Source organism: Klebsiella sp. F11 (assembly GCF_056712265.1).
Genome location: NZ_CM160060.1, coordinates 4,317,637 through 4,343,531, shown reverse-complemented (window position 1 = coordinate 4,343,531; position 25,895 = coordinate 4,317,637). Strand labels below are relative to the sequence as shown.

At 57.5% G+C, this 25,895-nt stretch carries 27 protein-coding genes, 1 other RNA gene and 2 pseudogenes; 18 read left to right on the top strand and 12 right to left on the bottom strand.

What is annotated here, in order from left to right; all coding sequences use genetic code 11:
- Positions 1 to 132: 132 nt before the first annotated feature.
- On the top strand, positions 133 to 2,007 hold the full coding sequence (gene ppiD / locus AC1M2H_RS21410) for a peptidylprolyl isomerase (RefSeq protein WP_480148972.1): 1,875 nt from the start codon (positions 133 to 135) through the stop codon (positions 2,005 to 2,007).
- A 148-nt stretch (positions 2,008 to 2,155) separates the two neighbouring features.
- Positions 2,156 to 2,413 carry a ComEA family DNA-binding protein gene (locus tag AC1M2H_RS21405; RefSeq protein ID WP_480148971.1) on the top strand — a complete coding sequence of 86 codons (258 nt, stop codon included), beginning with the start codon at positions 2,156 to 2,158 and terminating at the stop codon, positions 2,411 to 2,413.
- Positions 2,414 to 2,418: 5 nt separating this feature from the next.
- On the opposite strand, the gene AC1M2H_RS21400 is transcribed toward AC1M2H_RS21405, so the two are convergent.
- Positions 2,419 to 3,605 (bottom strand): IS3 family transposase gene (locus tag AC1M2H_RS21400; protein WP_480151852.1). Its coding sequence is split into 2 segments (ribosomal slippage): positions 2,419 to 3,329 and positions 3,329 to 3,605, totalling 1,188 coding nucleotides; the frame shifts between segments, so codons are not numbered across the junction.
- A gap of 15 nt (positions 3,606 to 3,620) precedes the next feature.
- On the opposite strand from AC1M2H_RS21400, the pseudogene AC1M2H_RS21395 reads away from it, so the two are divergent.
- Together AC1M2H_RS21395 and AC1M2H_RS21390 are read left to right on the top strand one after the other, a co-directional pair.
- A pseudogene (locus AC1M2H_RS21395) lies at positions 3,621 to 3,731 on the top strand (helix-hairpin-helix domain-containing protein); the annotation flags it as partial.
- A 110-nt stretch (positions 3,732 to 3,841) separates the two neighbouring features.
- On the top strand, positions 3,842 to 4,240 hold the full coding sequence (locus AC1M2H_RS21390; protein WP_480148970.1) for a YbgC/FadM family acyl-CoA thioesterase: 399 nt from the start codon (positions 3,842 to 3,844) through the stop codon (positions 4,238 to 4,240).
- 99 nt (positions 4,241 to 4,339) lie between these two features.
- On the opposite strand, the gene queC is transcribed toward AC1M2H_RS21390, so the two are convergent.
- From queC to AC1M2H_RS21375, 3 genes are all read right to left on the bottom strand, one after another.
- Positions 4,340 to 5,035 carry a 7-cyano-7-deazaguanine synthase QueC gene (queC, locus tag AC1M2H_RS21385; RefSeq protein ID WP_480148969.1) on the bottom strand — a complete coding sequence of 232 codons (696 nt, stop codon included), beginning with the start codon at positions 5,033 to 5,035 and terminating at the stop codon, positions 4,340 to 4,342.
- A gap of 63 nt (positions 5,036 to 5,098) precedes the next feature.
- Positions 5,099 to 6,802 (bottom strand): SgrR family transcriptional regulator, encoded by a 1,704-nt coding sequence (locus tag AC1M2H_RS21380; protein ID WP_480148968.1) that lies wholly within the window; start codon positions 6,800 to 6,802, stop codon positions 5,099 to 5,101.
- Between the two features lie 562 nt (positions 6,803 to 7,364).
- Positions 7,365 to 8,572, bottom strand: a protein-coding gene (locus AC1M2H_RS21375; protein ID WP_480151850.1) for an IS3 family transposase whose coding sequence is annotated in 2 segments (ribosomal slippage) — positions 7,365 to 8,251 and positions 8,251 to 8,572 — 1,209 coding nt in all. Because the reading frame shifts where the segments join, the coding sequence is not laid out codon by codon here.
- A 207-nt stretch (positions 8,573 to 8,779) separates the two neighbouring features.
- Here AC1M2H_RS21375 and cof point away from each other — a divergent pair.
- Complete coding sequence (cof, locus tag AC1M2H_RS21370) at positions 8,780 to 9,598, top strand: HMP-PP phosphatase (RefSeq protein ID WP_480148967.1); 819 nt, start codon at positions 8,780 to 8,782, stop codon at positions 9,596 to 9,598.
- Between the two features lie 60 nt (positions 9,599 to 9,658).
- Here the strand turns inward: cof and AC1M2H_RS21365 are convergent, their stop codons facing one another.
- Positions 9,659 to 10,711 (bottom strand): PLP-dependent cysteine synthase family protein, encoded by a 1,053-nt coding sequence (locus AC1M2H_RS21365; RefSeq protein ID WP_480148966.1) that lies wholly within the window; start codon positions 10,709 to 10,711, stop codon positions 9,659 to 9,661.
- Positions 10,712 to 10,826: 115 nt separating this feature from the next.
- On the opposite strand from AC1M2H_RS21365, the gene AC1M2H_RS21360 reads away from it, so the two are divergent.
- The 5 genes from AC1M2H_RS21360 (at position 10,827) to amtB (ending at position 16,775) form a co-directional block, all read left to right on the top strand.
- Entirely contained in the window at positions 10,827 to 11,285 is a 459-nt protein-coding gene (locus AC1M2H_RS21360) for an Lrp/AsnC family transcriptional regulator (protein WP_426812864.1), read from the top strand.
- Positions 11,286 to 11,327: 42 nt separating this feature from the next.
- A complete protein-coding gene (locus AC1M2H_RS21355) occupies positions 11,328 to 13,100 on the top strand; it encodes a SmdA family multidrug ABC transporter permease/ATP-binding protein (RefSeq protein WP_464414873.1) in 1,773 nt (590 codons plus the stop codon).
- Entirely contained in the window at positions 13,093 to 14,871 is a 1,779-nt protein-coding gene (locus AC1M2H_RS21350) for a SmdB family multidrug efflux ABC transporter permease/ATP-binding protein (protein ID WP_480148965.1), read from the top strand. Before AC1M2H_RS21355 ends, AC1M2H_RS21350 begins: the two co-directional genes overlap by 8 nt.
- Positions 14,872 to 15,113: 242 nt before the next feature.
- Entirely contained in the window at positions 15,114 to 15,452 is a 339-nt protein-coding gene (glnK, locus tag AC1M2H_RS21345; protein ID WP_004858743.1) for a P-II family nitrogen regulator, read from the top strand.
- Positions 15,453 to 15,485: 33 nt separating this feature from the next.
- Positions 15,486 to 16,775, top strand: a complete 1,290-nt coding sequence (gene amtB / locus AC1M2H_RS21340; RefSeq protein ID WP_480148964.1) for an ammonium transporter AmtB — start codon at positions 15,486 to 15,488, stop codon at positions 16,773 to 16,775.
- 64 nt (positions 16,776 to 16,839) lie between these two features.
- On the opposite strand, the gene tesB is transcribed toward amtB, so the two are convergent.
- On the bottom strand, positions 16,840 to 17,703 hold the full coding sequence (gene tesB, locus AC1M2H_RS21335) for an acyl-CoA thioesterase II (RefSeq protein ID WP_480148963.1): 864 nt from the start codon (positions 17,701 to 17,703) through the stop codon (positions 16,840 to 16,842).
- Between the two features lie 219 nt (positions 17,704 to 17,922).
- Between tesB and AC1M2H_RS21330 the strand changes: the two genes are divergently transcribed.
- Entirely contained in the window at positions 17,923 to 18,450 is a 528-nt protein-coding gene (locus tag AC1M2H_RS21330) for a YbaY family lipoprotein (protein ID WP_480148962.1), read from the top strand.
- Between the two features lie 32 nt (positions 18,451 to 18,482).
- Here AC1M2H_RS21330 and AC1M2H_RS21325 read toward each other — a convergent pair whose 3' ends face one another.
- Entirely contained in the window at positions 18,483 to 18,794 is a 312-nt protein-coding gene (locus AC1M2H_RS21325; protein WP_480148961.1) for an MGMT family protein, read from the bottom strand.
- A gap of 65 nt (positions 18,795 to 18,859) precedes the next feature.
- Positions 18,860 to 19,267 (bottom strand): dTDP-glucose pyrophosphorylase, encoded by a 408-nt coding sequence (locus AC1M2H_RS21320; RefSeq protein ID WP_480148960.1) that lies wholly within the window; start codon positions 19,265 to 19,267, stop codon positions 18,860 to 18,862.
- Between the two features lie 283 nt (positions 19,268 to 19,550).
- Here AC1M2H_RS21320 and ffs point away from each other — a divergent pair.
- Positions 19,551 to 19,647: signal recognition particle sRNA small type (gene ffs / locus AC1M2H_RS21315), an RNA gene on the top strand.
- 136 nt (positions 19,648 to 19,783) lie between these two features.
- Here the strand turns inward: ffs and AC1M2H_RS21310 are convergent.
- Both AC1M2H_RS21310 and AC1M2H_RS21305 read right to left on the bottom strand, forming a co-directional pair.
- Positions 19,784 to 20,356 carry an HD domain-containing protein gene (locus AC1M2H_RS21310; protein WP_480152303.1) on the bottom strand — a complete coding sequence of 191 codons (573 nt, stop codon included), beginning with the start codon at positions 20,354 to 20,356 and terminating at the stop codon, positions 19,784 to 19,786.
- A gap of 102 nt (positions 20,357 to 20,458) precedes the next feature.
- Positions 20,459 to 21,151: pseudogene (locus tag AC1M2H_RS21305) on the bottom strand (nucleoside transporter C-terminal domain-containing protein); the annotation flags it as partial.
- A 487-nt stretch (positions 21,152 to 21,638) separates the two neighbouring features.
- On the opposite strand from AC1M2H_RS21305, the gene AC1M2H_RS21300 reads away from it, so the two are divergent.
- The gene (locus AC1M2H_RS21300) at positions 21,639 to 21,896 is read left to right on the top strand and encodes a hypothetical protein (RefSeq protein ID WP_426812855.1); all 258 of its coding nucleotides are present in this window, start codon (positions 21,639 to 21,641) and stop codon (positions 21,894 to 21,896) included.
- Positions 21,893 to 22,108, top strand: a complete 216-nt coding sequence (locus AC1M2H_RS21295; protein ID WP_480148958.1) for a hypothetical protein — start codon at positions 21,893 to 21,895, stop codon at positions 22,106 to 22,108. Before AC1M2H_RS21300 ends, AC1M2H_RS21295 begins: the two co-directional genes overlap by 4 nt.
- 132 nt (positions 22,109 to 22,240) lie before the next feature.
- Here the strand turns inward: AC1M2H_RS21295 and yczR are convergent, their stop codons facing one another.
- Positions 22,241 to 23,668, bottom strand: coding sequence for a MocR-like transcription factor YczR (gene yczR / locus AC1M2H_RS21290; RefSeq protein WP_480148957.1), 1,428 nt, complete (start codon positions 23,666 to 23,668; stop codon positions 22,241 to 22,243).
- An 87-nt stretch (positions 23,669 to 23,755) separates the two neighbouring features.
- On the opposite strand from yczR, the gene yczE reads away from it, so the two are divergent.
- The 4 genes from yczE (at position 23,756) to ykgO (ending at position 25,117) form a co-directional block, all read left to right on the top strand.
- A complete protein-coding gene (gene yczE, locus AC1M2H_RS21285) occupies positions 23,756 to 24,373 on the top strand; it encodes a membrane protein YczE (RefSeq protein ID WP_480148956.1) in 618 nt (205 codons plus the stop codon).
- A gap of 15 nt (positions 24,374 to 24,388) precedes the next feature.
- Positions 24,389 to 24,535 (top strand): hypothetical protein, encoded by a 147-nt coding sequence (locus tag AC1M2H_RS21280; protein ID WP_480148955.1) that lies wholly within the window; start codon positions 24,389 to 24,391, stop codon positions 24,533 to 24,535.
- Positions 24,536 to 24,713: 178 nt separating this feature from the next.
- Positions 24,714 to 24,977 (top strand): type B 50S ribosomal protein L31, encoded by a 264-nt coding sequence (locus tag AC1M2H_RS21275; protein WP_480148954.1) that lies wholly within the window; start codon positions 24,714 to 24,716, stop codon positions 24,975 to 24,977.
- Entirely contained in the window at positions 24,977 to 25,117 is a 141-nt protein-coding gene (gene ykgO, locus AC1M2H_RS21270) for a type B 50S ribosomal protein L36 (protein ID WP_003859006.1), read from the top strand. Before AC1M2H_RS21275 ends, ykgO begins: the two co-directional genes overlap by 1 nt.
- Here the strand turns inward: ykgO and AC1M2H_RS21265 are convergent.
- The gene (locus AC1M2H_RS21265; protein ID WP_480148953.1) at positions 25,114 to 25,824 is read right to left on the bottom strand and encodes a GNAT family N-acetyltransferase; all 711 of its coding nucleotides are present in this window, start codon (positions 25,822 to 25,824) and stop codon (positions 25,114 to 25,116) included. The genes ykgO and AC1M2H_RS21265 overlap by 4 nt on opposite strands.
- Positions 25,825 to 25,895: the final 71 nt, after the last annotated feature.

The window sequence follows — 25,895 nt, the reverse complement described above, 5'->3', positions numbered from 1 at the left end:
TATCTGTGTTTGCGGACACTTGTGGGCTGACAATCACCCCATTTTCTTGTCAAAATAGGTCCTCACGCGCGGCGGCCATCACGTGCTATGCTGCGCGAGCTAAAGTCATCTACAGCGGAGCGTTGTTACACCATGATGGACAACCTACGCACGGCCGCCAACAGCGTCGTGCTCAAGATTATTTTCGGTATCATCATTGTCTCGTTCATTTTGACCGGGGTGAGTGGTTACCTGATTGGCGGCAGCAGCAACTATGCCGCGAAAGTTAATGACCAGGAGATTGGTCGCTCACAGTTTGAAAATGCCGTTGCCAGCGAACGTAATCGCATGCAGCAGCAGCTCGGTGACCAGTTCTCTGAACTGGCGGCCAACGAAAACTACATGAAAACCATGCGTCAGCAGGTGCTGAACCGCCTGATCGACGAATCGCTGCTTGACCAATACGCGCGTGAACTCGGCCTGAGCGTCAGCGATGCTCAGGTGAAGCAGGCCATCTTCCAGACCCAGGCCTTCCAGTCTAACGGTAAATTTGATAACGAACGTTTTGGCGGCATCGTTAGTCAGATGGGCATGACCACCGACCAGTACGCCCAGGCCCTGCGCAACCAGCTGACGACTCAGCAGCTGATTAACGCCGTTGCCGGTACCGATTTCATGCTGCCGGGCGAATCCGATCAGCTGGCGGCGCTGGTTTCTCAGCAGCGCGTTGTGCGTGAAGCAACGATTGACGTGAACGCGCTGGCGGCGAAGCAGACGGTGACCGATGCGGAAGTTGAGGCCTACTATCAGCAGAACCAGGCGCGCTTCATGGCGCCGGAGCAGTTCCGCGTGAGCTACATCAAAATGGATGCCGCGAGCATGCAGGAGAACGCTTCTGACGCGGAAATTCAGTCCTGGTACGACCAGCATCAGGATCAGTTCACTCAGCCGCAGCGTAACCGCTACAGCGTCATTCAGACGAAGACCGAAGCGGATGCGCAGGCCGTGCTGGACGAACTGAAAAAAGGCGCCGATTTCGCGACGCTGGCGAAAGAAAAATCTACCGACATTATCTCTGCCCGCAACGGCGGCGATATGGGCTGGCTGGAAGATGCGGCAACGGTTCCCGAGCTGAAAGAGGCCGGGCTGAAAGAAAAAGGTCAGCTCTCCGGCGTGATCAAATCTTCCGTCGGTTTCCTGGTCGTGCGCCTGGTTGACGTTCAGCCTGCGCAGGTTAAACCGCTGGCCGACGTTCGTGCGGATATCGCAGCGAAAGTTAAGCAGGAAAAAGCGCTTGATGCGTACTACGCGCTGCAGCAGAAGGTGAGCGATGCCGCCAGCAACGATAACGAATCTCTGGCCGGCGCAGCGCAGGCCGCAGACGTTAAGGTTGCTGAAACGGGCTGGTTCGGACGTGACAATCTGCCGGAGGAGCTGAACTTTAAGCCGGTCTCCGACGCTATCTTTAACGGCGGTCTGGTGGGCGAAAACGGCGCGCCGGGCAGCAACTCCGATATCATCACCGTTGATGGCGACCGCGCCTTTGTGCTGCGCATCAGCGAGCATAAAGCGGAAGCCGTTAAACCGCTGGCGGATGTCAAAGCGCAGGTTACCGATATCGTTAAGCACACTAAAGCTGAGCAGCAGGCTAAGCTCGATGCGGACAAACTGCTGGCTGCCCTCAAAGACGGCAAAGGCGATGACGCGATGAAGGCGGCGGGCTTAAGCTTCGGCGCGGCGCAGACGCTGGCGCGTACCGGTCAGGATCCGCTGAGCCAGGCCGCGTTTGCTCTGCCGCTGCCGCAGGAAGGTAAAGCAAGCTACGGCGTGGGCAGCGATGCGAGCGGTAACGTGGTTCTGCTGGCTCTGGATGCCGTTAAAGCAGGCGACATGCCGGCTGAGCAGAAACAAGCTATGGTGCAGGGTATTACGCAAAACAATGCCCAGATTGCTTTCGAAGCGCTGATGAGCAGCCTGCGTAAATCAGCGAAAATTAAGCTCGGTGACATCGTCGACCAGCAGCAATAATTTCGCGAACACTCGCAAAAGCAAGTAACGTAATGCAATCCCCAAAGGCCGCTTTCGCGGCCTTTTCCATTTCTGCCATTCGCCTTTTGTGCTTATTTTCTCCGCTCGCTATCGTGGCTCCGCTGTCTACAAAAAAGGAGAACACAGCATGAAACCAAGAGTTAAAGCGTTCGTTGTTGCCGCCGCATTACTTTGCGCTGCGGGAAGTCCGGTAGCGCTGGCGGCGCCTGCCGACGGTAAGGCGTCGGTAGCGACAGGTAAGGAGAGCCTGCGGGCTAAAGCGCCCGACCCGGCCAAAGCGGGGGAGTCGGGGTCGGGAAAGGTCAGCATCAATAGCGCCAGCGCGCAGGACCTGATGGAGGCGCTGAATGGCGTCGGTCTGAAGAAAGCGCAGGGGATTGTGTGATCTGGTCAAGTTAAACAGGACACTTTTTTCTCAGCCATCTGTTCATATCGCACTGGCGATAAATACCCATTCGAAGCATGGTTTCTGTCAAGATTGTAATAACGCATATAGTCTGCAACATCACGTTTCATACCTGCCCGCGTCTGCTGCGGGATCAACAGCACCCATTCATGTTTCAAACTGCCCCAAAAACGCTCCATTACCGCGTTATCCCAGCAGGCGCCAACATCTCCCATGCTGCTTCTGAGTCCGTAACTGGTTAACTGCGTTTGGAAGCGCTTGCTGGTATACTGCGCTCCACGATCGGTATGGACGACCAGCCCTGTCGGTGGATTGCGCAGGTTGTAAGCCTGCATGAGAGCCCGGCAAACCAGCGACGATGTCATTCTCTTGTCAATGTGCCAACCGACGATCCGGCGGGAATATAAATCCATGATCGCAGCCAGGTACAACCAGCCTTCACCCGTTTTCAGATACGTAATATCACTCACCCATATCTGGTCCGGTCCGGGAGGATTGAAGTTCTGATTCAACAGATTTGGTGCAAAATCAGCCCCTTTCTTCGGTTTCGTTGTGACCTTCCAGGCACGGCGTTGCCGGCAGAGAAGTCCCTCTTCGCTCATGATTTTTCTAACGCGCCAACGACTTATGGTGACGCCTTCTTCACGGAGCTTTTTAACCAGCGTTCGGCTCCCGGCACTTTCCCGACTGGCAGAGAATAACGCCTTGAGCATCACCCTGACTGCGGTATCTTTCGACGGGCAGGCTATCGGCTTTTTTCGCCAGGCATACCATGCGGACGGGCTAATGCGCATCACGCGACAAAGCGTCCGTAGCCTGTAATTACCTGCGTTATCGAGGATAAACTGGTATCTCACGACATGTGCTTCGCAAAGAAGGCGCTCGCCTTTTTTAATATTTCCTTCTCAATGCGTAACTCTTTGTTTTCTAGACGTAGCCTTCGGAGTTCAGCTTGTTCATCTTCACTAAGCGGACTTTCATGGCGCTGGCGCGCGGCGGCGACCCAACTGCGCAATGTTTTGGCGCTGATCCCCAAAGAAGTTGCGGCACGCGCAATGGAGTAATTTTGCGTCAGCACCAGGGCCACCGTTTCCTTCTTAAATTCTGGCGTAAACTTTCGCTTCTGATTCACTAAACACCTCCATTTTGGATGTAAGTTTAGTGTCCTGATTATTCGACCACAGCAGTGAGCTATCGCGAAGAGTTCGGGCCGTTTAAGACTATCGACGATCTCAAGCAGGTTCCCGGAATGGGGCACGCGCTGGTAGAGCGTAACCTGGCACATCTCACCCTGTAATTTTGCATCGGGGGTTTGCAGCAGCGTAAATCTTTGCCAGACTAAAGAGGTCATACAAGTGGTGTGACCTCTTACCTCATTAACGATAATAAGACAAAGGCACTTGCGCTATGCAGACACAAATTAAAGTTCGCGGCTATCATCTGGACGTTTACCAGCACGTTAATAATGCCCGCTATCTCGAGTTCCTCGAGGAAGCGCGCTGGGATGGCCTGGAAAACAGCGCGGCGTTCCACTGGCTCACCGCGCGCAATATCGCGTTCGTGGTGGTGAATATCAATATTAACTACCGCCGTCCGGCGGTTCTCGGAGATGTGTTAACCGTCACCAGCCGCCTACAGCAGCTGAACGGCAAAAGCGGCACATTAAGCCAGACGGTAACCCTCAATCCGGAAGGCGAAGTGGTCGCCGATGCGATGATTACCTTTGTCTGTATCGATTTGAAAACTCAGAAGGCGCTGCCGCTGGAAGGTGAGCTGCGCGAGAAGCTCGAGCAGATGGAGCTGTAGCGGAAAGGGCTGACGGCCATATTTTCCGCCACGCCCCACCCATACCAGGACACTTTCCCCGCTACGCGAAGCGCGGACGGGGCAAGCGTCCGGCGATGCTTAGCGTAAGCCCGTTTTTTGCTTCATCTGCGCCATGACGCCGACCCTATCGGCCTGGTACTGATTCAGGCCGTTGGCGCGCAGGTTACAGGAGGCGCACTGCCCGCAGCCGTCACCCTTAATGCCGTTATAGCAGGTCAGGGTTTCGCTACGAATCAGCTCCAGCTGGCCCCAGTAGTCGGCCAGCGCCCAGGTCTCAGCCTTGTTGAGCCACATCAGCGGCGTTTCAAAACGGATATCTTTTGCCATGCCCAGATTAACGGCGTGGTTGAGCGCCTTCACGAACTCGTCCCGGCAGTCGGGATAGCCGGAGAAGTCGGTTTCGCAAACGCCGGTGATGATCGCCTCTGCTTTAACCTGATAGGCGTAGATCGCCGTCAGGGTTAAAAAGAGGATATTGCGCCCGGGAACGAAGGTGTTCGGAATCCCGCTGGCGTCCGGTTCGTAGTCCGGAACCGGGATACTATCGCGGGTCAGGCTGCTGACGGCAAGTTCATTGAGCAGGGTCACATCCAGCACCTTGTGGGCCACGGCGCCCAGCTTTAGCGCCAGCTCGCGAGCGACGTCGATTTCTGCGCGGTGGCGCTGCCCATAGTCAAAAGTGACGCAGTGCACTTCATCATACTGTTTCAGAGCCTGCACCAGACAGGTCGTTGAATCTTGTCCTCCGCTGAAGACAACTACGGCGCGTTTCATGGTCATTCCTGGCTATTAAAATGAAAGCGGTATGGTAGCGCTTGATGAGCGCGGCGACCAGCTTCATCGCGGCGATGAGGCCGGCAGCCAGGCGCTGGCGAAATCGAACCAGCCGCGCGCGTTAAGGCGCAGGCCGTTAACCCCCGGCGGTGCGCTAATGCGATAATTATAATTGAACAGCGGCGTCATGACGGCGTCGTCCATCAACCGGTTGAATACGTTACGCAGGGCATCGTTACGGCTGCCCTCATCCGGCTGCATCTGTACCGCATCAAGCGTTGCCTGCAGATGTGCATACTGCGCCCCGGTCAGCAGGTTGGGCCACATTCTGTCGCAGCGTAGCCACTGCTCAAGGGTATATTCCGGGGCTTCACCGATCAGGCGATCGCCCATGATCAAATCCGCCCGCGCCAGTTGCTGGCAGCCGTCCCAGTTTTTGGCATCGTGAAAAATAAGCGTCAGGTCGCAGCCGAGCTCGCTTAGCCGCCGCCGTAGCTGTTCGGCCATCGTATGCAGCTCAACCGGCAGATGGTAGAGCAGAGTCAGCCGTTCGGGCAGCGCGACCTGGCGGTTTTCAGGCTCCTGTGGAATTGACCATCCGGGCAGCACCTCGTTGCTGGGGGTTATCAGATCTTCGTCCAGCGGCAGCGTTTCCAGCAGCGAGGAGCGATGAATAAGCGCCACCAGCCGCTGGGCCTGGGCTTTGCTCAGACGAGGGCTTTGGCGCAGCGTCAGGTAGCAAAACCCCAGGCTAATGCTGTTGCTGACCTGACGAAGATGGGCCAGCTCATCGGCATCGCCAATCGTTATCTGCACCGGATGACGGCAGCTGGTGCCTAAATCCTGCTCAAAAAGCTGCGGGGTGATCCAGTATTCGACGGCCTGGATTAGCGGATGATTCAGATGATAACGGGGATGATTCTCCAGCCGCACCAGCTCGGGGCTCAACAGCTTGAGGATAAACGGGCCGCTGCCGATTGTCTGGTCGTCGGGATGCGCGAGGACGCTGCAATAGCTGGCAAGGCGAAACGGCAGCCAGTAGTCCGGACGGTACAGCGTAATTGTCAGACGCTGGGCGTGGGTAACATCAATCCGGCTGATGCTGGCGAAGAGCGTACGCAATGCCGGGATCGTGAGCAGCATCAGCAGACGCTGCCGCAGCTGGGGCGTCTCTATCGGGTCGCCGTTATGCCAGAACAGCGTCGAGCGGATGTAAAAATGCCAACGCAATCCGTCCGCCGAGACTTGCCAATGATGAGCCAGGTCCCCCATCGGGCAGGTGCTTTGCGCATCAAAACGCAGCAGGCCGGAAAATATCTGCCCGGCGAGGTGCTGCTCCGCCCGGCCGGGTAAAAAACCGGGCCGCAGCGGTTCGAGCGGCCGATAGTAGGGGATACGCAGGGTCGGCGTATTGTTCTGCCACTGGCCGCCGAGGAACGGCGATAGCAGCGCTTTAAGATCGACCGGCGCCAGCTGGGCCAGCTCCAGCGCGTTTTTCTGCTGCCCGCTATTGAGCGCCAGCTCCATCATCTCGTTACGCAGCATCTCCGGCGAGGTGTGAAAAAGAAGGGTGCCGCGTTTTCCACGCCCGGAGCTGGCCTGCCAGCTCAGCCAGCCGGCCTCCTGCGCCTGGCGCAACAGCGTGCGGATATGGCGTTCGCTGCAAAAACAGCGTTCCGCCAGCTCGCCCACGGTGACCTGCTGCGGGGCGCCGGAAGAGGGCAGCCAGAGGCGCTGGTACTGGTTCAGCCTGTTCAGTAATCTCATATACACTTCATCCTTCAACCTGCCTCTGCGTTGGCTACGCTTGCTCACCCCGGTCACTTACTGGAGTAAGCTCCCGGGGATTCGCGCGCTTGCCGCCTTGATGCAGGTCGAATGATTTTGTGTATATTCACCTCACCTGACAAGGCTACCTCTGTGTTGGTTGTGTTGGCTGTGTTGCTTGTGCTTGTGACTGCTTGTGTTGCTTGCGATTGTTCACTCCGGCCACTTACTGGAGCAAGCTCCCGGGGATTCACGCGCTTGCCGCCTTGATGCAGGTCGAATGATTTTGTGTATATTCACCTCACCTGACAAGGCTACCTCTGTGTTGGTTATGTTGCTTGTGCTTGTGTTGCTTGCTGTTGCTCACCCCGGCCACTTACTGGCGTAAGCTCCCGGGGATTCGCGCGCTTGCCGCCTTGATGCAGGGCGAATGATTTTGTGTATACCTACTTCACCTGACAAGACAATCACTGGCGCTTGTATTGGCTGCATTGCGTCTATTGGGGTCAGCGCAAACGGCGCTAATGATCTTGACCCGCCATCTCCGGACAGCTTTTGTATCTTAAGTTAACGATGCCCGCTGCCGCCGGTACTCTCTCGGAGAGTGATATCCCAGCGCACTGTGCGGGTGATTTTCATTGTAGTGATTGAACGCCGCTGCAAGGTTCTGTAGCGCTGTTCCCACATCTGGTTTTGGCATGAACGCGATGTAATCTTCCTTCATCGTTTTCACGAACCGTTCGGCCATGCCGTTACTTTGTGGGCTGCTCACCGCTGTTGTACACGGCTCCAGATTCAGTTCTCGCGCGAACTTCTTCGTTTCATGCGCGGTGTACGCTGAACCGTTATCTGTCAGCCACTGCACTGGTTTACCCGGCAGCGTGCTACCGAAGCGCCTTTCCACTGACCTCAGCATCACATCCTGTACCGTTGAACTGTCGTAGCCTCCCGTGCTCGCTGCCCAGTCTATGGCCTCCCGGTCGCAACAGTCCAGTGCGAACGTCACCCGAAGCTTCTCGCCGTTGTCACAACCGAACTCGAAGCCGTCTGAACACCAGCGCATATCGCTTTCCGCTACCGCGATTTTGCCTTTATGCTCCCGCTTCGGACGCTCTGGTTTATCACGCAACAACAGCAGGTTATGCTCGCTCATTATCCTGTAAAGCCGTTTGGCGTTCACCGGTGGAAGTCCCTCTACACGGCGTTGCTTACGCAGGATACCCCACACCCGCCGGTAACCGTAGCTGGGCATGTCGCTGATGATGCCGAGGATCTCCGACAGTATCTCTGCATCAGCTTCGTCATTACGCCGGTTGCTGCGCCTGTCCTGCCAGTCGGCAGAGCGGCTCACCCGCAGTGATAACTGCGCACGCGACACGCTCATGGTGCGACTAACCAGAGCTATTCCCCGTCCTTTGGCAACAAGGGCGCGTGCGCTATCCATTTTCGCGACTGGCCGTACTCCACCGCTTCTTTGAGGATCTCAACTTCCATCGTCTTCTTACCCAGGAGACGCTGTAGTTCCCGGACCTGTTTGAGTGCAGTCGCCAGCTCCGAAGCCGGAACCACTTCCTCTCCGGCCGCAACGGCGGTGAGGCTACCTTCCTGATATTGCTTCTTCCATTTAAACAGCAGACTGGGCTGAATACCGTGCAGACGAGCAACGTGGGAGACATTCATACCCGGCTCCATTGTTTGCTGGATGATGGCAATTTTCTCTTGCGGAGTCTTACGCTTACGGGCTTCTTGCCCTAACAGGATCCCGGTCATCTCAAAATTAACATGGTTGTTAGACATATATTTAAGCCTATCTCTTATCTGGAGATACAGCTACTGTCCGGTGTTTCAGGGGGCTACATCAGCGCAAACGGCGCTAATAAACCCGGAACAATAAAAAATATCTATTCACTATTACTTCCGTATATATCAGGCAATACTGGAGCACAAGCAAAACCACCTCACCTCCGGGAGCAAAACATGGCCAGACTCGCTGCATTTGATATGGACGGTACGCTGTTAATGCCGGACCATCGTCTGGGAGAGCGCACGCTTTCGGCCCTCAAACGTCTGCGCGAGCGCGATATAACCCTGACCTTTGCCACCGGGCGCCATGCTCTGGAAATGCGTCACGTAATCGGCGAGTTCGCGCTCGATGCGTTCCTGATTACCGGCAACGGCACGCGCGTTCACTCCCTGGAGGGGGAGGTGCTGCATCAGTGCGATCTTGATCCGGGGGTTGCCGAACTCGTCCTGCACGGCGCCTGGGATACGGCGGCCAGCATGCACGTATTTAACGACGGCGGCTGGTTTACCGGGCAGGCGATCCCCGAGCTGCTGCAGGCGCATATCTTTAGCGGCTTCCGCTACCACATCCGTGATTTAAAACGCATGTCGGCGCATGAGGTCACCAAAGTGTGCTTCTGCGGCGATCATCAGGATCTCCAGCGGCTGAAAATCCAGCTAACTGAAGCCCTGGGCGATCGCGCGCATATATGCTTCTCGGCCGTTGAGTGCCTGGAAGTGCTGCCGAACGGCTGTAATAAGGGCGCGGCGCTGGCTATGCTTAGCCAGCATCTTGGCCTGACGCTGCAGGATTGTATGGCGTTTGGTGACGCGATGAACGACCGCGAGATGCTGGGCAGCGTCGGGCGCGGGGTGATAATGGGCAACGCCATGGCGCAGCTCAAGGCTGAGCTGCCGCATTTACCGGTTATTGGAGACTGCCGTAACCAGGCCGTTTCCCACTTTTTAACGCATTGGCTGGATAATCCCGATCTTCCTTATTCCCCCGAATAATCAGACCATTCCAGCAAGCCAGGCCTGGGCATCGTGATGATGCATTAAGCCTGGCTTTTTTTATTGCGCTGCCACTCTTGCCGCAATTTTCGCCTGCCATGGCGCGATGTCGCCGATATTGGCCGCTACCCACTGCGGATTGTAATAGCTTTCGAGGTAGCGCTCGCCGCTATCGCAGAGCAGGGTCACAATCGAGCCGGTCCGTCCTTCGGCGCGCATGCGTACGGCAAGCTCCAGCACGCCCCACATATTGGTGCCGGTGGAGGCTCCGACCTTACGGCCCAGCAGCGTTTCCAGCCACAGGGCGGTTGCGACGCTGGCGGCGTCCGGCACGCGCAGCATTTCATCAACCACATCCGGGATAAACGACGGTTCGACGCGCGGGCGACCGATGCCTTCTATTTTGCTGCCGATCGGGCTGCGCAGGCTGGCGTCGCGGCTCTGCCAGTAGTCGAGAAACACCGAGTTTTGCGGGTCAACCACCATCAGCTGAGTGTCGTAGCCCTGGCTGCGGATATAGCGGCCGATGGTTGCCGAAGTTCCGCCGGTACCCGCGCTCATCACGATATACGACGGCTGCGGATGCGGCTCATGGGTCATCTGGCGGAAGATGCTGTCGGCAATGTTATTGTTTCCTCGCCAGTCGGTCGCCCGCTCGGCAAAGGTAAACTGGTCCATATAGTGGCCGTTCAGCTCGCGGGCCAGGGTTTCGGACGCGGCATAGATTTCGCAGGCGCTGTTCACGAAATGGCAGCGGCCGCCGTAAAACTCGATCTGTTCGATTTTGCGCTTCGCCGTACAGGAGGGCATCACGGCAATAAACGGCAGGCCCAGCAGGCGGGCGAAGTAGGCTTCGGACACCGCGGTTGAGCCGGAAGAGGACTCGATAATCGTCGTCCCCTCTTTGATCCAGCCGTTGCACAGACCATAAAGGAAGAGCGAGCGCGCGAGGCGGTGCTTCAGGCTGCCGGTGGGATGGGTACTTTCATCCTTCAGATAGATCTGGATCCCCGGGAAGCCGGGCAGCGCAAGGCGAATAAGGTGCGTGTCGGCGGATCGCTGATAGTCGGCGTTGATTTCGCTAATGGCGTGTTTTACCCAGGCGCTGTTCATCTTTATTTCCTGTTTGTCATTTTGTGCCCAGCTTAAAGGAAGTCGAAGGAAAAATTGTTGCTATTTAGCCTTTGAATTACAATGAAAGTAGTAAATTTTTCTCTCGTGGTGAGCTATGTTAGATAAAATTGACCGTAAGCTGCTTTCTTTACTGCAAACGGACTGCACCCTTTCTTTGCAGGCGCTGGCTGATGCCGTTAATCTGACCACCACGCCCTGCTGGAAACGGCTGAAGCGGCTGGAAGATGAAGGTATCCTGCGCGAGCGGGTCGCGCTGCTCGACGCAGAAAAACTCGGTCTCGGCCTGACGGCCTTCGTGCTGATTAAGACCCAGCACCACAGCAGCGACTGGTACTGCCGCTTCGTGAGCGAGGTGACGCAAATGGCGGAAGTTCTCGGCTTCTGGCGCATGGCGGGGGAGTATGATTACCTGCTGCGGGTGCAGGTCGCGGATATGAAACGCTACGACGATTTTTATAAACGACTGGTGAACAGCGTTCCGGGGCTCTCCGATGTGACTTCGAGTTTCGCCATGGAACAGATAAAATACACCACGGCCTTACCGATTGATTAACGGCGTTTGCCGCGACGATTTATACACTCAGGATTTAACTGCTTGCGATTATTTGCTCAACTTAGCTGGTACTTCCGCCGGGAGTGGCGCCGTTATCTCGGCGCTATTGCTCTACTGGCCATTATCGCCGTCCTACAGCTGATCCCGCCTAAGGTGGTGGGGGTTGTGGTTGATGGCGTCACCAAAGAACATTACACCGCGGAAAAGGTGTGGATGTGGATTGGCGTGCTGGTACTGATCGCGATAATGGTTTACCTGCTGCGCTACGTCTGGCGCGTGCTGTTGTTTGGCGCCTCCTATCAGCTGGCCGTCGAGCTGCGGGAAGATTTCTATCGCCAGCTGAGCCGCCAGCATCCGGCCTTCTACCTGCGCCATCGCACCGGCGACCTGATCGCCCGCGCCACCAACGACGTTGACCGGGTGGTCTTCGCGGCCGGGGAGGGCGTGCTGACGCTGGTGGATTCGCTGGTGATGGGCTGCGCGGTGCTGATCGTGATGTCGACGCAAATCAGCTGGCAGCTGACGCTGCTGGCGCTGCTGCCGATGCCGGTGATGGCGCTGGTGATTAAGCGCAACGGCGATGCCCTGCACGAGCGTTTTCGCGTGGCGCAGGCGGCGTTCTCAAGCCTCAACGATCGAACCCAGGAAAGCCTGACCAGCATCCGCATGATTAAAGCCTTTGGCCTGGAAGATCGGCAGTCGGCGCAGTTCGCGGCCGACGCGGAGGATACCGGTAAGAAAAATATGCGCGTGGCGCGTATCGATGCGCGCTTTGATCCGACGATCTATATCGCCATCGGGACCGCCAATCTGCTGGCGATCGGCGGCGGGAGCTGGATGGTGCTGCAGGGCAGCATGACGCTGGGTCAGCTCACCAGCTTTGTGATGTATCTGGGGCTGATGATTTGGCCGATGCTGGCGCTGGCGTGGATGTTTAATATCGTCGAGCGCGGCAGCGCGGCCTATAGCCGAATTCGCACGATGCTGGAGGAAGCGCCGGCAGTCAACGACGGTAGCGAAACGGCGCCGGAAGGGCGCGGAACGCTGAGCGTCGCCGTGCGTGAGTTTATCTATCCGCAGGCCAGCAAAGCGTCGCTGGAAAAGGTCAATTTTGTGCTGCAGCCGGGGCAAATGCTCGGCATCTGCGGGCCAACCGGCTCGGGGAAAAGCACGATTCTGGCGCTGATACAGCGCCACTTCGACGTCACCCAGGGGGATATTCGTTTCCATGATATTCCACTCACCCGGCTACAGCTGGACGGCTGGCGCGGTCGGCTGGCGGTGGTCAATCAGACGCCGTTCCTGTTTTCCGACACCGTGGCAAATAACATCGCGCTCGGCAGGCCCGAGGCGACGGCCGAACAAATTGAGCGAGTGGCGCGCCTTGCCAGCGTTCACGAGGATATTCTGCGCCTGCCTCAGGGCTACGAGACCGAGGTGGGCGAACGCGGCGTGATGCTCTCCGGTGGGCAGAAACAGCGCATTTCCATCGCCCGCGCGCTGCTGCTGGAGGCGGAAATCCTGATTCTTGACGATGCCCTGTCGGCGGTTGATGGCCGTACGGAGCACCAGATACTGTATAACCTGCGGCAGTGGGGAGAGGGCCGGACGGTGATTATCAGCGCCCACCGGCTATCGGCATTGACGGAAGCCAGCGAAATTCTGGTCCTGCAGCACGGCCATATTGCCCAGCGCGGCCGCCATGAGGTGCTGGCAGCGCAGCCGGGCTGGTATCGCGATATGTACCGCTATCAGCAGCTGGAGGCGGCGCTGGATGACGCCCCTCATGAACTTGAGGAGGCTGCCGATGCGTAGTTTTACCGAACTCTGGCCAACCTTAAAACGCCTGTTGACCTACGGCTCGCCGTGGCGCCGACCGCTGCTGATTGCGGTGGGAATGATGTGGGTTGCTGCGGCGGCTGAAGTCAGCGGCCCGCTGTTGATCAGCTATTTCATCGACAATATGGTGGCGAAGAATTCGCTGCCGCTGAAGCTGGTTAGCGGTCTCGCAGTGGCCTATATCGGCCTGCAGATCCTCGCGGCGACGCTGCACTACAACCAGTCGCTGCTGTTTAACCGCGCCGCCGTCGGCGTCGTTCAGCAGCTGCGTAGCGACGTGATGGACGCGGCGCTGCGCCAGCCGCTGAGCGAATTCGATACTCAGCCGGTTGGGCAGCTTATCTCCCGGGTGACTAACGACACCGAGGTGATCCGCGATCTCTACGTCACCGTGGTGGCGACGGTACTGCGCAGCGCGGCGCTGATTGGCGCAATGCTGGTGGCGATGTTCAGCCTCGACTGGCGCATGGCGCTGGTGGCGCTGGCGATTTTCCCGGCGGTGCTAATCGTCATGATGATCTATCAGCGCTACAGCACGCCTATCGTCCGGCGGGTGCGCGCCTGGCTGGCGGACATCAACGACGGCTTTAATGAAGTGATTAACGGCATGGGCGTTATCCAGCAGTTCCGCCAGCAGGCGCGGTTCGGCGAGCGGATGCGCGAGGCCAGCTATGCCCACTATCTGGCGCGCATGCAAACCCTGCGTCTCGACGGCTTCCTGCTGCGCCCGCTGCTCAGCCTCTTCTCGACGCTGGTGCTATGTGGGCTGCTGATGCTCTTTGGCTTCAGCGCCACGGAAACCATTGAGGTTGGGGTGCTGTACGCCTTTATCAGCTATCTCGGTCGGCTGAACGAGCCGCTGATTGAACTGACCACGCAGCAGTCGATGCTGCAGCAGGCGGTGGTGGCCGGCGAGCGGGTCTTCGAGCTGATGGATCGGCCGCGCCAGGCATGGGGACAGGACGATGCGCCGCTGCGCAGCGGGACGGTATCAATTGAGAATCTCTCATTTGCCTACCGCGGCGATCGGCTGGTGCTGCAGGATATCAATCTGGACATTCCGTCCCGCAGCTTTGTGGCGCTGGTGGGCCACACCGGCAGCGGTAAAAGTACGCTCGCCAGCCTGATGATGGGCTACTACCCGCTGAGCAAAGGCGAGATCCGTATTGACGGCCGCCCGCTCTCCTCTTTAAGCCACGGCGCATTACGCCAGGGCGTCGCGATGGTGCAGCAGGATCCGGTGGTGCTGGCCGATACCTTCTACGCCAACGTCACTCTCGGCCGTGATATCAGCGAGGCGCAGGTCTGGGACGCGCTGGAAGCCGTACAGCTGGCGGAGCTGGCGCGCGGCATGGAGGGAGGACTCTATACCCAGCTGGGCGAACAGGGCAACAATCTCTCGGTGGGGCAGAAACAGCTGCTGGCGCTGGCGAGGGTGCTGGTTGATACGCCGCAGATACTGATTCTTGACGAGGCTACGGCGAATATCGACTCCGGCACCGAACAGGCTATCCAGCAGGCGCTGGCGAGGGTTCGTCAGAACACCACGCTGATTGTGATTGCCCACCGCCTGTCGACGATAGTCGAAGCGGATACGATTCTGGTGCTCCATCGCGGCCAGGCCGTTGAGCGTGGAAACCATCAGCAGCTGCTGGCGGAAAAAGGGCGCTACTGGCAGATGTATCAGCTGCAGCTGGCCGGCGAAGAGCTGGCGGCCAGCTCACAGGAAGAGTCTCTTATTGCCTGATGCACTATAAGCAGGCAGCGATCCTGCGGCGATATCGCATGGTGCAAAAATGCAACCTTTTATGCACTGAAATGGTGCGCTTTTAGGCGCCGCCGGGCGCTTTCCTCCTCGCTCCCGGGTCGTTTCTCTCTTTTCCTTATCAAAAGGGCCGCTTTGCGGTCCTTTTTCATTTCTGGCATAGCCTTTGCTTTATTCCCTGAGTGTTAGCTGCTGCCATTACGAATTCTGATCGGAGGGGACTTATGAAGCTGGTTACCGTGGTAATCAAACCGTTTAAACTGGAAGACGTTCGCGAAGCGTTATCTTCCATCGGCATTCAGGGCCTTACGGTCACTGAAGTGAAAGGGTTTGGCCGCCAGAAAGGCCATGCTGAGCTGTACCGTGGCGCCGAATATAGCGTTAACTTTTTGCCGAAGGTAAAAATTGACGTCGCGATTGCCGACGATCAGCTTGATGAGGTCGTCGACGTCATCAGTAAAGCGGCATACACCGGAAAAATTGGCGATGGCAAAATTTTCGTCGCCGAGCTGCAGCGTGTTATTCGCATCCGCACCGGCGAAGCCGACGAAGCGGCACTGTAACGTCCAGACCACACAGTGATGGGGATTGAGAAGATGAAAATAGCAACAACAATGAAAACAGGTCTGGGTGCGCTGGCGCTTCTCCCGGGATTGGCCATGGCCGCACCGGCGGTGGCGGATAAGGCCGATAACGCCTTTATGATGATCTGCACCGCGCTGGTGCTGTTTATGACGATTCCGGGCATCGCGCTGTTTTACGGCGGCCTGATTCGCGGCAAAAACGTGCTCTCCATGCTGACTCAGGTGATTGTCACCTTTGCGCTGGTGTGCATTCTGTGGGTGGTTTACGGCTATACCCTGGCGTTCAGCACCGGCGGCAGCTTCTTCGGTGACTTCAACTGGGTAATGCTGAAAAATATTGAGCTGAAAGCGCTGATGGGCTCCTTCTATCAGTACATCCATGTCGCTTTCCAGGGCTCGTTCGCCTGTATCACCGTGGCGCTGATCGTCGGCGCGCTGGCGGAGCGTATTCGCTTCTCCGCGGTGCTGATTTTTGTGGTGGTATGGATGACGCTCTCCTATGTGCCGATTGCGCATATGGTGTGGGGCGGCGGTCTGCTGGCGACGCACGGCGCGCTGGATTTTGCCGGCGGCACCGTTGTGCACATCAACGCGGCCGTTGCCGGGCTGGTGGGCGCCTATATGATGGGCAAACGCGTCGGCTTTGGCAAAGAAGCGTTCAAACCGCATAACCTGCCGATGGTCTTCACCGGTACCGCGATTCTGTATGTAGGCTGGTTTGGCTTCAACGCCGGCTCTGCGAGCGCGGCAAACGAAATTTCTGCCCTGGCCTTCGTGAACACCGTTGTGGCGACCGCCGCCGCGATCCTGGCCTGGACCTTCGGCGAGTGGACTACCCGCGGTAAACCGTCGCTGTTAGGCGCTTGTTCCGGGGCGATTGCCGGCCTGGTTGGCATTACGCCGGCATGTGGCTACGTCGGGATTGGCGGCGCGCTGATTGTAGGTCTGGCGTCCGGCCTTGCGGGTCTGTGGGGCGTAACGGTACTGAAACGCTGGCTGCGCGTTGACGACCCGTGCGATGTGTTCGGCGTGCATGGCGTCTGCGGCATCATCGGCTGTATTCTGACCGGTATCTTTGCCGCCACCTCGCTGGGCGGCGTCGGTTACGCAGAAGGGGTGACTATGGGCCATCAGCTGCTGGTACAGCTGGAAAGCGTCGCCATCACCATCGTCTGGTCCGGCATCGTCGCCTGGATCGGCTATAAAGTTGCGGATATGACCGTCGGTCTGCGCGTACCGGAAGAGCAGGAGCGCGAAGGTCTGGACGTCAACAGCCACGGCGAAAACGCCTACAACGCCTGATCTTTGTGTTATCTCCAGTAGTAGCAAAGCCTCCCTCGGGAGGCTTTTTTTATGCCGTTACGCTCTATGCATTGCGGTTGCGCATAACGCCTTCCTGCACCGTCGAGGCCACCAGGATGCCGTCCTGGGTGTAGAACTCGCCGCGCACGAATCCCCTGGCGCTGGAGGCTGAGGTGCTCTCAACGCTATACAGCAGCCACTCATTAACGTTGAACGGGCGATGGAACCACATCGAGTGATCGATCGTGGCAACCTGCATTCCGGGCTCAAGGAAGCCCACGCCGTGCGGCTGCAGCGCGACCGGCAGGAAGTTAAAGTCCGAGGCGTAGCCCAGCAGGTATTGGTGGATGCGGATATCCTGCGGAACGGGGCCGTTGGCGCGGATCCATACCTGGCGGGTCGGTTCTGCCGCGTGGCCCTTTAGCGGGTTATGGAATTCAACCGGGCGGATCTCAAGGGGCTTATCGCAGAGGAACTTCTCTTTGACCTGCGGCGGCAGCAGGTGCGCCAGCTTACGAGCAATATCGGTCTCGGAAGGCAGAGAGTCCGGCGCCGGGGCCGCTGGCATCTTTTTTTGGTGCTCGTAGCCCGGCTCCGGGGCCTGGAAAGAGGCGGTCATATAGAAGATGGGCTTGCCGTTTTGAATCGCGGCCACCCGGCGCGCGCTGAAGCTGTTGCCGTCGCGCAGGACTTCGACATCATAAATAATCGGCTTTTGGCTATCGCCAGGGCGCAGGAAGTAGCTGTGGAAAGAGTGGACCAGACGCTCGGCAGGCACGGTTTCTTTCGCCGCGTACAGCGCCTGGCCGACGACCTGGCCGCCAAAAACCTGACGCAGTCCCAGATCTTCGCTCTGCCCGCGGAACAGCCCTTCTTCAATTTTTTCCAGATTTAACAATGCCAGCAGATTGGTTAGTGCCTGACTCATATTAACCCTCAATCGGTGATAGCCGCTTCTCGCGGCACGTATTGAGGCAAAGTATAACCTGGAATCGCAAGTGGTCCGATGGGTGTAATAATCTGAATAACGCTTCGCTTGCAGGAAGAGATCTGAGATCTGTGCCACACTTATGCACGAAACAAATGTTCATGCCAGCCTGTCGGTAGGGCATGCTCCTGCGTATATAGGGATGAAAAGGAGAACAACATGAAATTTGCCTATATGTTAACTGCTTTAGCCGTTGCCACCGCGCTGACCGCATGTGCCAATAATCACAGCGACAGTGCGAAAAATAACGCGGCTGCCGCCGATCCTTACGGCATCGCGTCACTGACGTCGTCGCAGCAACAGCCTAACGTTTCCGGGACAATCTCTATCCGGCAAAAAGTTGCCCTGCCGCCGGATGCGGTACTGACCGTGACCTTGTCTGATGCTTCACTGGCCGACGCGCCGTCGCGCGTGCTGGCGCAGAAAGCCGTACGTACCGAAGGTAAGCAGCCGCCGTATGACTTTGTTCTGCCGTACAACCAGGCGGATATTCAGCCTAACGCGCGTATCCTGCTGAGTTCGGCCATTACGGTAAATGGTCAGCTGATGTTTATCACCGATACGGTCCAGACGGCGGTGAACGGTGGCGGCAATCGTGCCGATCTGCTGCTGGTACCGGTACAGCGAACGGCGGTGCCTGTCTCCAGCGATGGCGGAGCGGCGAACAGCCCGGCCGCCGCGCAATAAGACCTCAGATGCCCCTGTTCAGGGGCATTTTTTTAATAAATCCATCGATAGCGCTGCAGGTCGATATGCCCGCCGCCGGAGACCTGTACTCCCTCCTCCAGCAGCGCCTGACGCTGACGCTGCAGATCCGGTCCGGTTAGAGAAATATCGCCGTGCCGATTAACCACCCGATGCCACGGCAGAGTAGAGCCCTCCGGCAGACGCTTGAGCACGCCGCCGACCTGGCGCGCGGCGCGCGGCGAGCCTGCCAGCAGCGCGACATCGCCGTAGGTGGCGACGCAGCCTTCCGGAATCGAGGCGATAATCTGCCATACCCGCTGAGGAAATGTGTCTTGAGGATCCATGAGGCGTCCTGTTACCGGAAAAGGTTCAGGATAAGCGCTGGATAACGGGCTGTACAGCCCGCCGCTCAGGCCGGGTGGGCGAGGGTAAATTCCAGCGCCAGGCCAAGGGTCTGCATCCCGTGTATGTTGTCATGCGGGGTGATAGCCATCAGGCTTTCGAGAAATTTCAGCCGCCGGGCCTGCGCGTTGATAATCAGCTTTGCGCGTAGGGGAGGGAGCTTTTGCGAGGTGATGGGGTAAACCACGCGCCCACAAACCGCGATGGGCAGCCTGCGTAACTCGACGCTCTGCAGCACGCCTACGGTGGAGTAGAGCAGCGCCACCGGCGTTACCGCCAGCATCGTGCCGCTGCTGATGGAGACAAAATCCAGCACCAGCTCCGGGCGCAGATAGTGCAAGCCCTTAAAGGACACGGTCACGCCGTCGATCGCCGGCATCGCCAGGGTTGACGTCAAACGCGGTGATTCACTCATTGCTGCCCCATCAGGATAAGATGTTGATTAGAAAGAGGGCTTCGATATTCGATAAAGTATGGATGAGCATCAGGCATCGCGCCGCGACGGCGCTCGCAATCCCCCGTATTGCTCTGAAAGGATTGTATCGAAATTTAACAGCCCGGCCCGCGACGGGTTGCAGCCAGCTTATTGGCGGCTTTGCGCAATAAACCAGCATCCGAGCGACGTCGGCTTGCAATTCAGCGCCGCAGTGGGGATAATGCGCCGGCGCGTTGGTTAACAACGCTCTCAATGGGGGCTCTGTTGGTTCTCCCGCAACGCTACTCTGTTTACCAGGTCAGATCCGGAAGGAAGCAGCCAGAGCAGACGACGTGTGTGCCGGGATGTAGCTGGCAGGGCCCCCACCCAATTCTGCGCCAGACAGCTGCAAGCTTATCTTCTCCGTACAAGACCTCTACCTAAGCTCTGGCAAGCCAGCCGTCGCCTGTTCCGCTGAGCCGCTATTTGTCTACGTTTCTGACCATGCAACGGTGGCTAAATGCTAGCAAAATGCTTCATTAGCAAATTCTCGCAGGTTGCCCATAGCGCGGGTGAGCCTCTTTTTATCGTCGGCCCATAACGGGTTAATACCTGTTCAAGCGATACGCCGTTTTCTTGCCAGGTTCCTCCATCGGTAAAGATATTCACCAGCAGGGGCTGAAAGCGGTCGAGGGTCTTAGCAAATTGCGCATCTGCGGTTTCTGCCCGCTCAAATTCCTGCCACAAATTAAGCAGCTCGCCGCTCTGCGGCTGCGGCAGTAAACCAAACAGCCGCGCTGCGGCGGCCGACTCCTCCTGAAACAGATCGCCGGAATAAGAGCCATGGATGGGGTGATCGCCGACGTCTATTTCGACAATGTCATGCAGCAGAAGCATTTTTATCACCCGACAGGGATTCATCGCACCATGGGCATATTCGCTCAGGATTAAGGCGTACATCGCCAGATGCCATGAGTGCTCGGCGGAGTTTTCCTTACGGCTTTTATCAAGCAGCGGTGATTGCCGTATAACCGTTTTAAGTTTGTCGATTTCTCGCAGAAACAGTAATTGTTTTTCCAACGCCGTCATTGCATTTTCCTTCATCTGGATTTCATTAAGAAGAATACGGTAAGACGCCCGCAGCCCCTGCTGGCAGGGCTGCGGGCGACAGGAGAGAGCTGAATCCGGCTCTTAGCCAATACCGATAAAGAAACCGGCGATAGTGGCGCTCATTAGATTCGATAATGTCGCTGCGAGCAGGGCCCGCATGCCCAGGCGGGCGATTTCCGAGGTGCGCTCCGGCGCCACGGCGGAGAAAGCCCCCACCACCACGCCGATGGAGCCGAAATTGGCGAATCCACACAGGGCGAACGACACAATGGCGATAGTTTTACTGTCCAATAGACCGGGATCGTGCAGGTAGGGTGAGAAGCTAAGATAGGCAACAAACTCATTAACCACCAGCTTCTGGCCGATCAGGCTGCCCGCCAGCGCAGCATCGCTCCAGTCAACGCCCATTAGCCATGCCAGCGGCGCCAGCGCTACGCCTAAAATAGCCTGTAGGCTTGCATGACCGTAACCAAACCAGCCGCCGATGCCGGCTAGAATCCCATTGATCAACGCGATGATGCCAACGAATGCCATTACCACCGTTGCCAGCCCGGCGGCGATCTTCAGGCCAATGATGGCGCCGGATGCCGCTGCTTCTATGAAGCTGCGCGCGGGCGTTTCATTGAATGACCGATTATCAAAATCAACCTTCGACTCTTCCGTCGCGGGGCTGAGTAAACGGGCAAACAGGATCCCACCGGGAATAGCCATCAGTGAGGCCGCCAACAGATACTCGATCGGCACGCCGAGCCCCGCGTATCCAATACGACAACTGCTGACAGTGAGTGAGGCTCGCGCCGCGCTAGCCGCCTGAAGGCGGAAGCAGCAAAAGGAGCCAGCCTGCGGGAGGGGAAGCAGGCCGCCCGCGACAGGTATGAAACCAAACTGGATAGCCTGAGAGTGGACCTCGCAGGGGGCGGCAGTCGCCTTCCATCGAGTGAAGCCGTTCCACGCAACGCGGTGGCTGATTATCGGTCAGGATTCGCTCTTTATCTGCTTCTACGCGACCCGAAAAGGCTCGCCGCCCGGCAGCGGAAAATAATTTATTTTGCAGAATAGCGACTCTTCTGCTACGCCGAAAAATGAGCTGTCATAATTTTGAAATAATAATGAAATATATCCGTCATTAAGATGTCATGAATAACTGGCAGATTAGCAATGGGAATTTGTTGCCAGATTACAAGCCGTAAATATATGTCTGGATCAACATGTTAACTTCGTGTATTAATTATGATGAATTTATTGCACGGGAAGCGTGACTATGACCACTGTGGTTTTGAACGTAAAAATTGATGCAGAATTAAAAGAGAAGCTGCGTCACTATGCCGAAGTAAACAACGAAAATCTGGGTACTGCGACGGAGAAACTGCTGCGACTCGCTTTTCAAATAGCGGATTCAGCGGACGAGGCGGGGGTTTCGGAAGAGGATATTGATAGCCAGCATACCGAAGAGGAAGCTACCCCATTAACCCCTAAAGAAATCAAAGCATTAAGAAAGATTCTGAAGAAGAGAAAATGAAACAACAACTCTCTACAGCCAGCAGCTACAGCGAAGCCTGCGACATGTTACGTTCAGGGTATGTGAAGCACGTGCGCCTGAACCGGAATATCGGCAGCGATGAGTTCTTTCGCATTGCTTCCGACTGGTGCGAAACCGGGGCAAAAATAAAAAAAGATGACGATGGCTTTATTATCTCACTAAAAAGTTTTCCCATTCCGCGCCAGCATTAATCAAATGCGGTGAACGTTGTCATTACGCTGACATATTGTGATGACAAGATGAACTGCAATTTTATAAAAACATCTCATATCGGTCATGGATGATGACTTTTGACGGGCTGAACACAGCCCGTCGATATTTTATTATATTATTTTACGCGTCCGCGTATTTTCACTCTGCTGTGCGAGACTGTGCCACAGCGGCTGTAGCGTCGTGAAGGCGCTGCGCAACGCCTCATCCTCCAGCGTAAACGGTAGCCGCAGATAGCGATCAAAAGCTCCTGCGAGGCCAAAGCGCGTCCCGGTACCGATATGAATGCCGCGGCTTTCCGCCCGCGCGGAAAGAAGTGTCGCCAGCATGCCAGGTAGTTCAACCCAAAAAGAGAGCCCGCCCTCCGGCGGTGTAAAATGCCAGTGGGGAAAATACTCAGCCATTAATTTACCGCACATGTCCCGGCGGGCGGTCAGCATCGCCCGGCGTGGCGGGAGCAGCTGCTTTTCATTTTCCAGCAGCCAGCAGCAGGCCAGCTGTTCGAGCAGAGGGGAGCCTAAGTCCAGGGAGTCGCGAGCCTGGACGAGAGAGGCGATGGTACGGGACGACGCGCGGATCCAGCCAATGCGCAGCCCGCCCCAGAAGCTTTTGCCGGCGGAGCCGATGGTGATCACCGGCGCCTCGGGATTGAAGGCCGCCAGCGGCGGCGGCGGCGGGGCGTTGTACCATAAATCAACCATGGTCTCATCGACCACCAGCGTGGTGCGCGTTTGGGCCGCAATATCGGCAACCCGCTGGCGGGTCGCGCTATCCATGCAGCGGCCGGTGGGATTGTGAAAGTCCGGCATCAGCCAGGCCAGGCGCGGGGCGGTTTGCGCAATGGTTGCCGCCAGCCCGTCGCAGTCCCAGCCCTGAGAGGGCAGCGCCACGCCAACCGGTCGACAGGAGGCTCCCTGAATCGCGCTGATGGCCATGGGATAGGTTGGGGCGTCGACCACCACGCGGTCGCCGGGCCCGGTCATTAAGCGCAGAACCAGCGCCAGGCCGCTAAGCGCGCCGTTAACAATCATCACTTCATCAGCCTGGGTCGGTAAACCGCGCTCGCAGTAGCGGCGGGCTATCGCCTCGCGCAGCGCCGGCAGTCCCTGCTGATCGTAGCCGGTGCTGGTCAGATGCTGGGGCATTACACTCAGCGCGTGATGATAGGCCTGATGGATTTCCGGCCCGGCGCTGAGGGCGGCGGTGGCCAGATTCACCGAGGCGGCGCTGATGACCTGTTCCGTGGCTCCGGCCTGGCGCTGGGGCAGGGCGATGCGCGATCCGCTGCCCTGGCGGCTATAAAGATACCCCTCTTCCCGCAGCTGGCCGAGCGCGCTGGCTATGGTCGTGCGGCTAACGCTTAGCGCTGCCGCCAGCTCGCGTTCGCCGGGCAGGCGCGTCTCCAGCGTCAGGCGGCCATCGAGAATCAATAGCCTCAGGGCTTCCGCCAGCTGGCGCCAGAGCGGCGTGCGGGAGGCGGACTCCTGCCAGTTTCCCAGCAGGCGAACCAACGATTGCGTACCAAAGCGACGAGCAGCCATAGCGATCCACTTTTGTAAAACTGGCCATTAATTATCAATCCATTTTTGCCGATGATGGCGAGGTCCGCAATCATCCAGGGGTAAAAAATGTTACGTCGTCTACTGCAGCTCTATATCGGTCTTGTCCTGTACGGCGTGTCGACCGCGCTCTTTGTGCATGCCAATCTTGGCGCCGACCCGTGGGATGTTTTTCATCTCGGCATGGGTAAACAGTTTGCTCTGGATTTTGGCACGGTGATGATCCTGACCGGCGCGGCGGTTCTGCTGCTGTGGATCCCGCTGCGCCAGATGCCCGGGCTGGGCACCATCAGTAATGTGATCGTGCTCGGCCTGGCGGCCAATGCGACCCTGGCGGTTTTGCCGCCGCTTGAATCGCTCGTGGCGCGCAGCCTGATGCTGGTCGGCGCGGTGGTCCTCAATGCCCTGGCGACAGGAATGTATATTGGCGCCGGATTTGGCCCCGGGCCGCGCGACGGACTGATGACCGGGCTTCACGCCCGTACCGGCTGGTCGCTGCGTGGGATCCGCACCGCCATCGAGGTATCGGTGCTGCTCATTGGCTGGATGGCTGGAGGCACCTTTGGCGTCGGCACCGTGCTGTATGCGCTGACCATCGGGCCGCTTATTCAGCTCTGTTTGCCCTGGTTCCGCCAGCCCGTCACGAAGCAGCCCGGGCCGCCGTTGCCAAAGCGTGTAGCTCAATAATTAGCGGATATAAAAATGCCCGAATCGGAAGGGACCGCCGATATCGGGCTAAAATGGACGATCCGCGGCGTTCAGGACGTTAAACGCGCGGAGAAAACGAGGGCTGAAATGCCGTCGGCGCTTGCGTTCAGCATTCAGTCGCAGCTTAACAGCCGATCGTGACAGCGAGATGTTGTCAATAGAGGCTGCTGCCTATCGGCGATATTCCCGGAGACGCAATACGATCCGCCGCCGCGGGTCGCTCCCCCGGTACCTAAATCCCCTTTCTGTTCATGGTTGATCTTTACTCTTAAGCGGCGTAACCTTATTGTTATGTTATAACATCTCTTATGGGGTCATCATGAAAGCGAATATTCATCCGCATTACCGCACCGTTGTGTTTCACGACACCAGCGTTAATGAATATTTTAAAGTGGGTTCGACGATAAAAACCGAGCGTGAGATCGATCTGGAAGGGGTAACCTATCCCTACGTGGCGATTGACGTCTCCTCCAAATCGCACCCGTACTACACCGGTAAGCAGAAAACCTTCTCCAATGAGGGGAGCACCGCTCGTTTCCGCAAGCGTTTCGGCGGCTTTATTGATGCGAAAAGGAGCGAATAATGCAGGTGCTTAATTCATTACGCAGCGCCAAACAGCGCCATCCGGATTGCCAGATAGTCAAACGCAAAGGGCGGCTGTACGTCATCTGCAAAAGCAACCCCCGCTTTAAGGCCGTGCAGGGGCGCAAAAAAAGGCGCTAGTCCGATTGCGGGCGAAGGCTCTCCAGGGTACGGAGCTGCTGGCCATCGGCGCTGAAATTGTCGCTGGCCAGCCATTTCTGCATAGCGCTATCAATCTGCGGCCACTCGCTATCGATAATCGAAAACCAGTCGGTATCCCGGTTGTGGCCCTTTATCACCAGCGCCTGACGAAAGCGTCCCTCATAATGAAAACCTAGCCGCCGCGCCGCCCGACGGGAAGGTTCGTTCAGACTGTTGCATTTCCATTCATAGCGGCGATAGCCAAGGGTATCAAACACGTAGCGCATCAGCAGCCAGTGGGCTTCAGTGGACATTGCCGTTCGGCTAAGCAGCGGCGAAAAATGCACGTGCCCGACCTCAACAACGCCATTATTGGCGTCAATTCTCATCAGCGCCAGCGAGCCGACGGGCCGTCGGGTCTGGCGGTCAATGACTGCAAAATGAAGCGGGTCGCTAAGCTCGGCCAGGCCATCTACCCATGCGCTAAACTCTTCGACGCTGCTATCAGGCTCGCGCAGCAGCCAGGTCCAGCTGCGCGTATCCGGGGCCAGCTGATGGGCCGCGAATAGCGCCTCCGCGTGCTGCCCGGCCAGCGGCTCCAGGTAACAGAGACGGCCTTGCAGGGTTTGCCGCTGCGGGTGGGGGCGCGGCTGCCAGTCGGGCAGGGCATCGCCAACGGGTTGGCCGAAGTGGTTATGCTGATTCATTTCGCTTTCCTTGTATGGATGGATACGGTGAGACTAAGGTCTTGCTGGTTCCATAAAAAGTGCCATTGAAT

Bases quoted from the DNA above. Each gene is read 5' to 3' on its own strand.
- AC1M2H_RS21405 (WP_480148971.1), top strand. From the start codon at position 2,156: ATGAAACCAAGAGTTAAAGCGTTCGTTGTTGCCGCCGCATTACTTTGC.
- tesB (WP_480148963.1), bottom strand. From the start codon at position 17,703: ATGAGTCAGGCACTAACCAATCTGCTGGCATTGTTAAATCTGGAAAAA.
- AC1M2H_RS21310 (WP_480152303.1), bottom strand. From the start codon at position 20,356: ATGACGGCGTTGGAAAAACAATTACTGTTTCTGCGAGAAATCGACAAA.
- AC1M2H_RS21330 (WP_480148962.1), top strand. From the start codon at position 17,923: ATGAAATTTGCCTATATGTTAACTGCTTTAGCCGTTGCCACCGCGCTG.
- ykgO (WP_003859006.1), top strand. From the start codon at position 24,977: ATGCAGGTGCTTAATTCATTACGCAGCGCCAAACAGCGCCATCCGGAT.
- AC1M2H_RS21380 (WP_480148968.1), bottom strand. From the start codon at position 6,802: ATGAGATTACTGAACAGGCTGAACCAGTACCAGCGCCTCTGGCTGCCC.
- AC1M2H_RS21265 (WP_480148953.1), bottom strand. From the start codon at position 25,824: ATGAATCAGCATAACCACTTCGGCCAACCCGTTGGCGATGCCCTGCCC.
- glnK (WP_004858743.1), top strand. From the start codon at position 15,114: ATGAAGCTGGTTACCGTGGTAATCAAACCGTTTAAACTGGAAGACGTT.
- queC (WP_480148969.1), bottom strand. From the start codon at position 5,035: ATGAAACGCGCCGTAGTTGTCTTCAGCGGAGGACAAGATTCAACGACC.
- AC1M2H_RS21360 (WP_426812864.1), top strand. From the start codon at position 10,827: ATGTTAGATAAAATTGACCGTAAGCTGCTTTCTTTACTGCAAACGGAC.
- amtB (WP_480148964.1), top strand. From the start codon at position 15,486: ATGAAAATAGCAACAACAATGAAAACAGGTCTGGGTGCGCTGGCGCTT.
- yczR (WP_480148957.1), bottom strand. From the start codon at position 23,668: ATGGCTGCTCGTCGCTTTGGTACGCAATCGTTGGTTCGCCTGCTGGGA.
- AC1M2H_RS21300 (WP_426812855.1), top strand. From the start codon at position 21,639: ATGACCACTGTGGTTTTGAACGTAAAAATTGATGCAGAATTAAAAGAG.
- AC1M2H_RS21350 (WP_480148965.1), top strand. From the start codon at position 13,093: ATGCGTAGTTTTACCGAACTCTGGCCAACCTTAAAACGCCTGTTGACC.
- AC1M2H_RS21325 (WP_480148961.1), bottom strand. From the start codon at position 18,794: ATGGATCCTCAAGACACATTTCCTCAGCGGGTATGGCAGATTATCGCC.
- yczE (WP_480148956.1), top strand. From the start codon at position 23,756: ATGTTACGTCGTCTACTGCAGCTCTATATCGGTCTTGTCCTGTACGGC.
- cof (WP_480148967.1), top strand. From the start codon at position 8,780: ATGGCCAGACTCGCTGCATTTGATATGGACGGTACGCTGTTAATGCCG.
- AC1M2H_RS21320 (WP_480148960.1), bottom strand. From the start codon at position 19,267: ATGAGTGAATCACCGCGTTTGACGTCAACCCTGGCGATGCCGGCGATC.
- AC1M2H_RS21390 (WP_480148970.1), top strand. From the start codon at position 3,842: ATGCAGACACAAATTAAAGTTCGCGGCTATCATCTGGACGTTTACCAG.
- AC1M2H_RS21295 (WP_480148958.1), top strand. From the start codon at position 21,893: ATGAAACAACAACTCTCTACAGCCAGCAGCTACAGCGAAGCCTGCGAC.
- ppiD (WP_480148972.1), top strand. From the start codon at position 133: ATGATGGACAACCTACGCACGGCCGCCAACAGCGTCGTGCTCAAGATT.
- AC1M2H_RS21365 (WP_480148966.1), bottom strand. From the start codon at position 10,711: ATGAACAGCGCCTGGGTAAAACACGCCATTAGCGAAATCAACGCCGAC.
- AC1M2H_RS21275 (WP_480148954.1), top strand. From the start codon at position 24,714: ATGAAAGCGAATATTCATCCGCATTACCGCACCGTTGTGTTTCACGAC.
- AC1M2H_RS21280 (WP_480148955.1), top strand. From the start codon at position 24,389: ATGCCCGAATCGGAAGGGACCGCCGATATCGGGCTAAAATGGACGATC.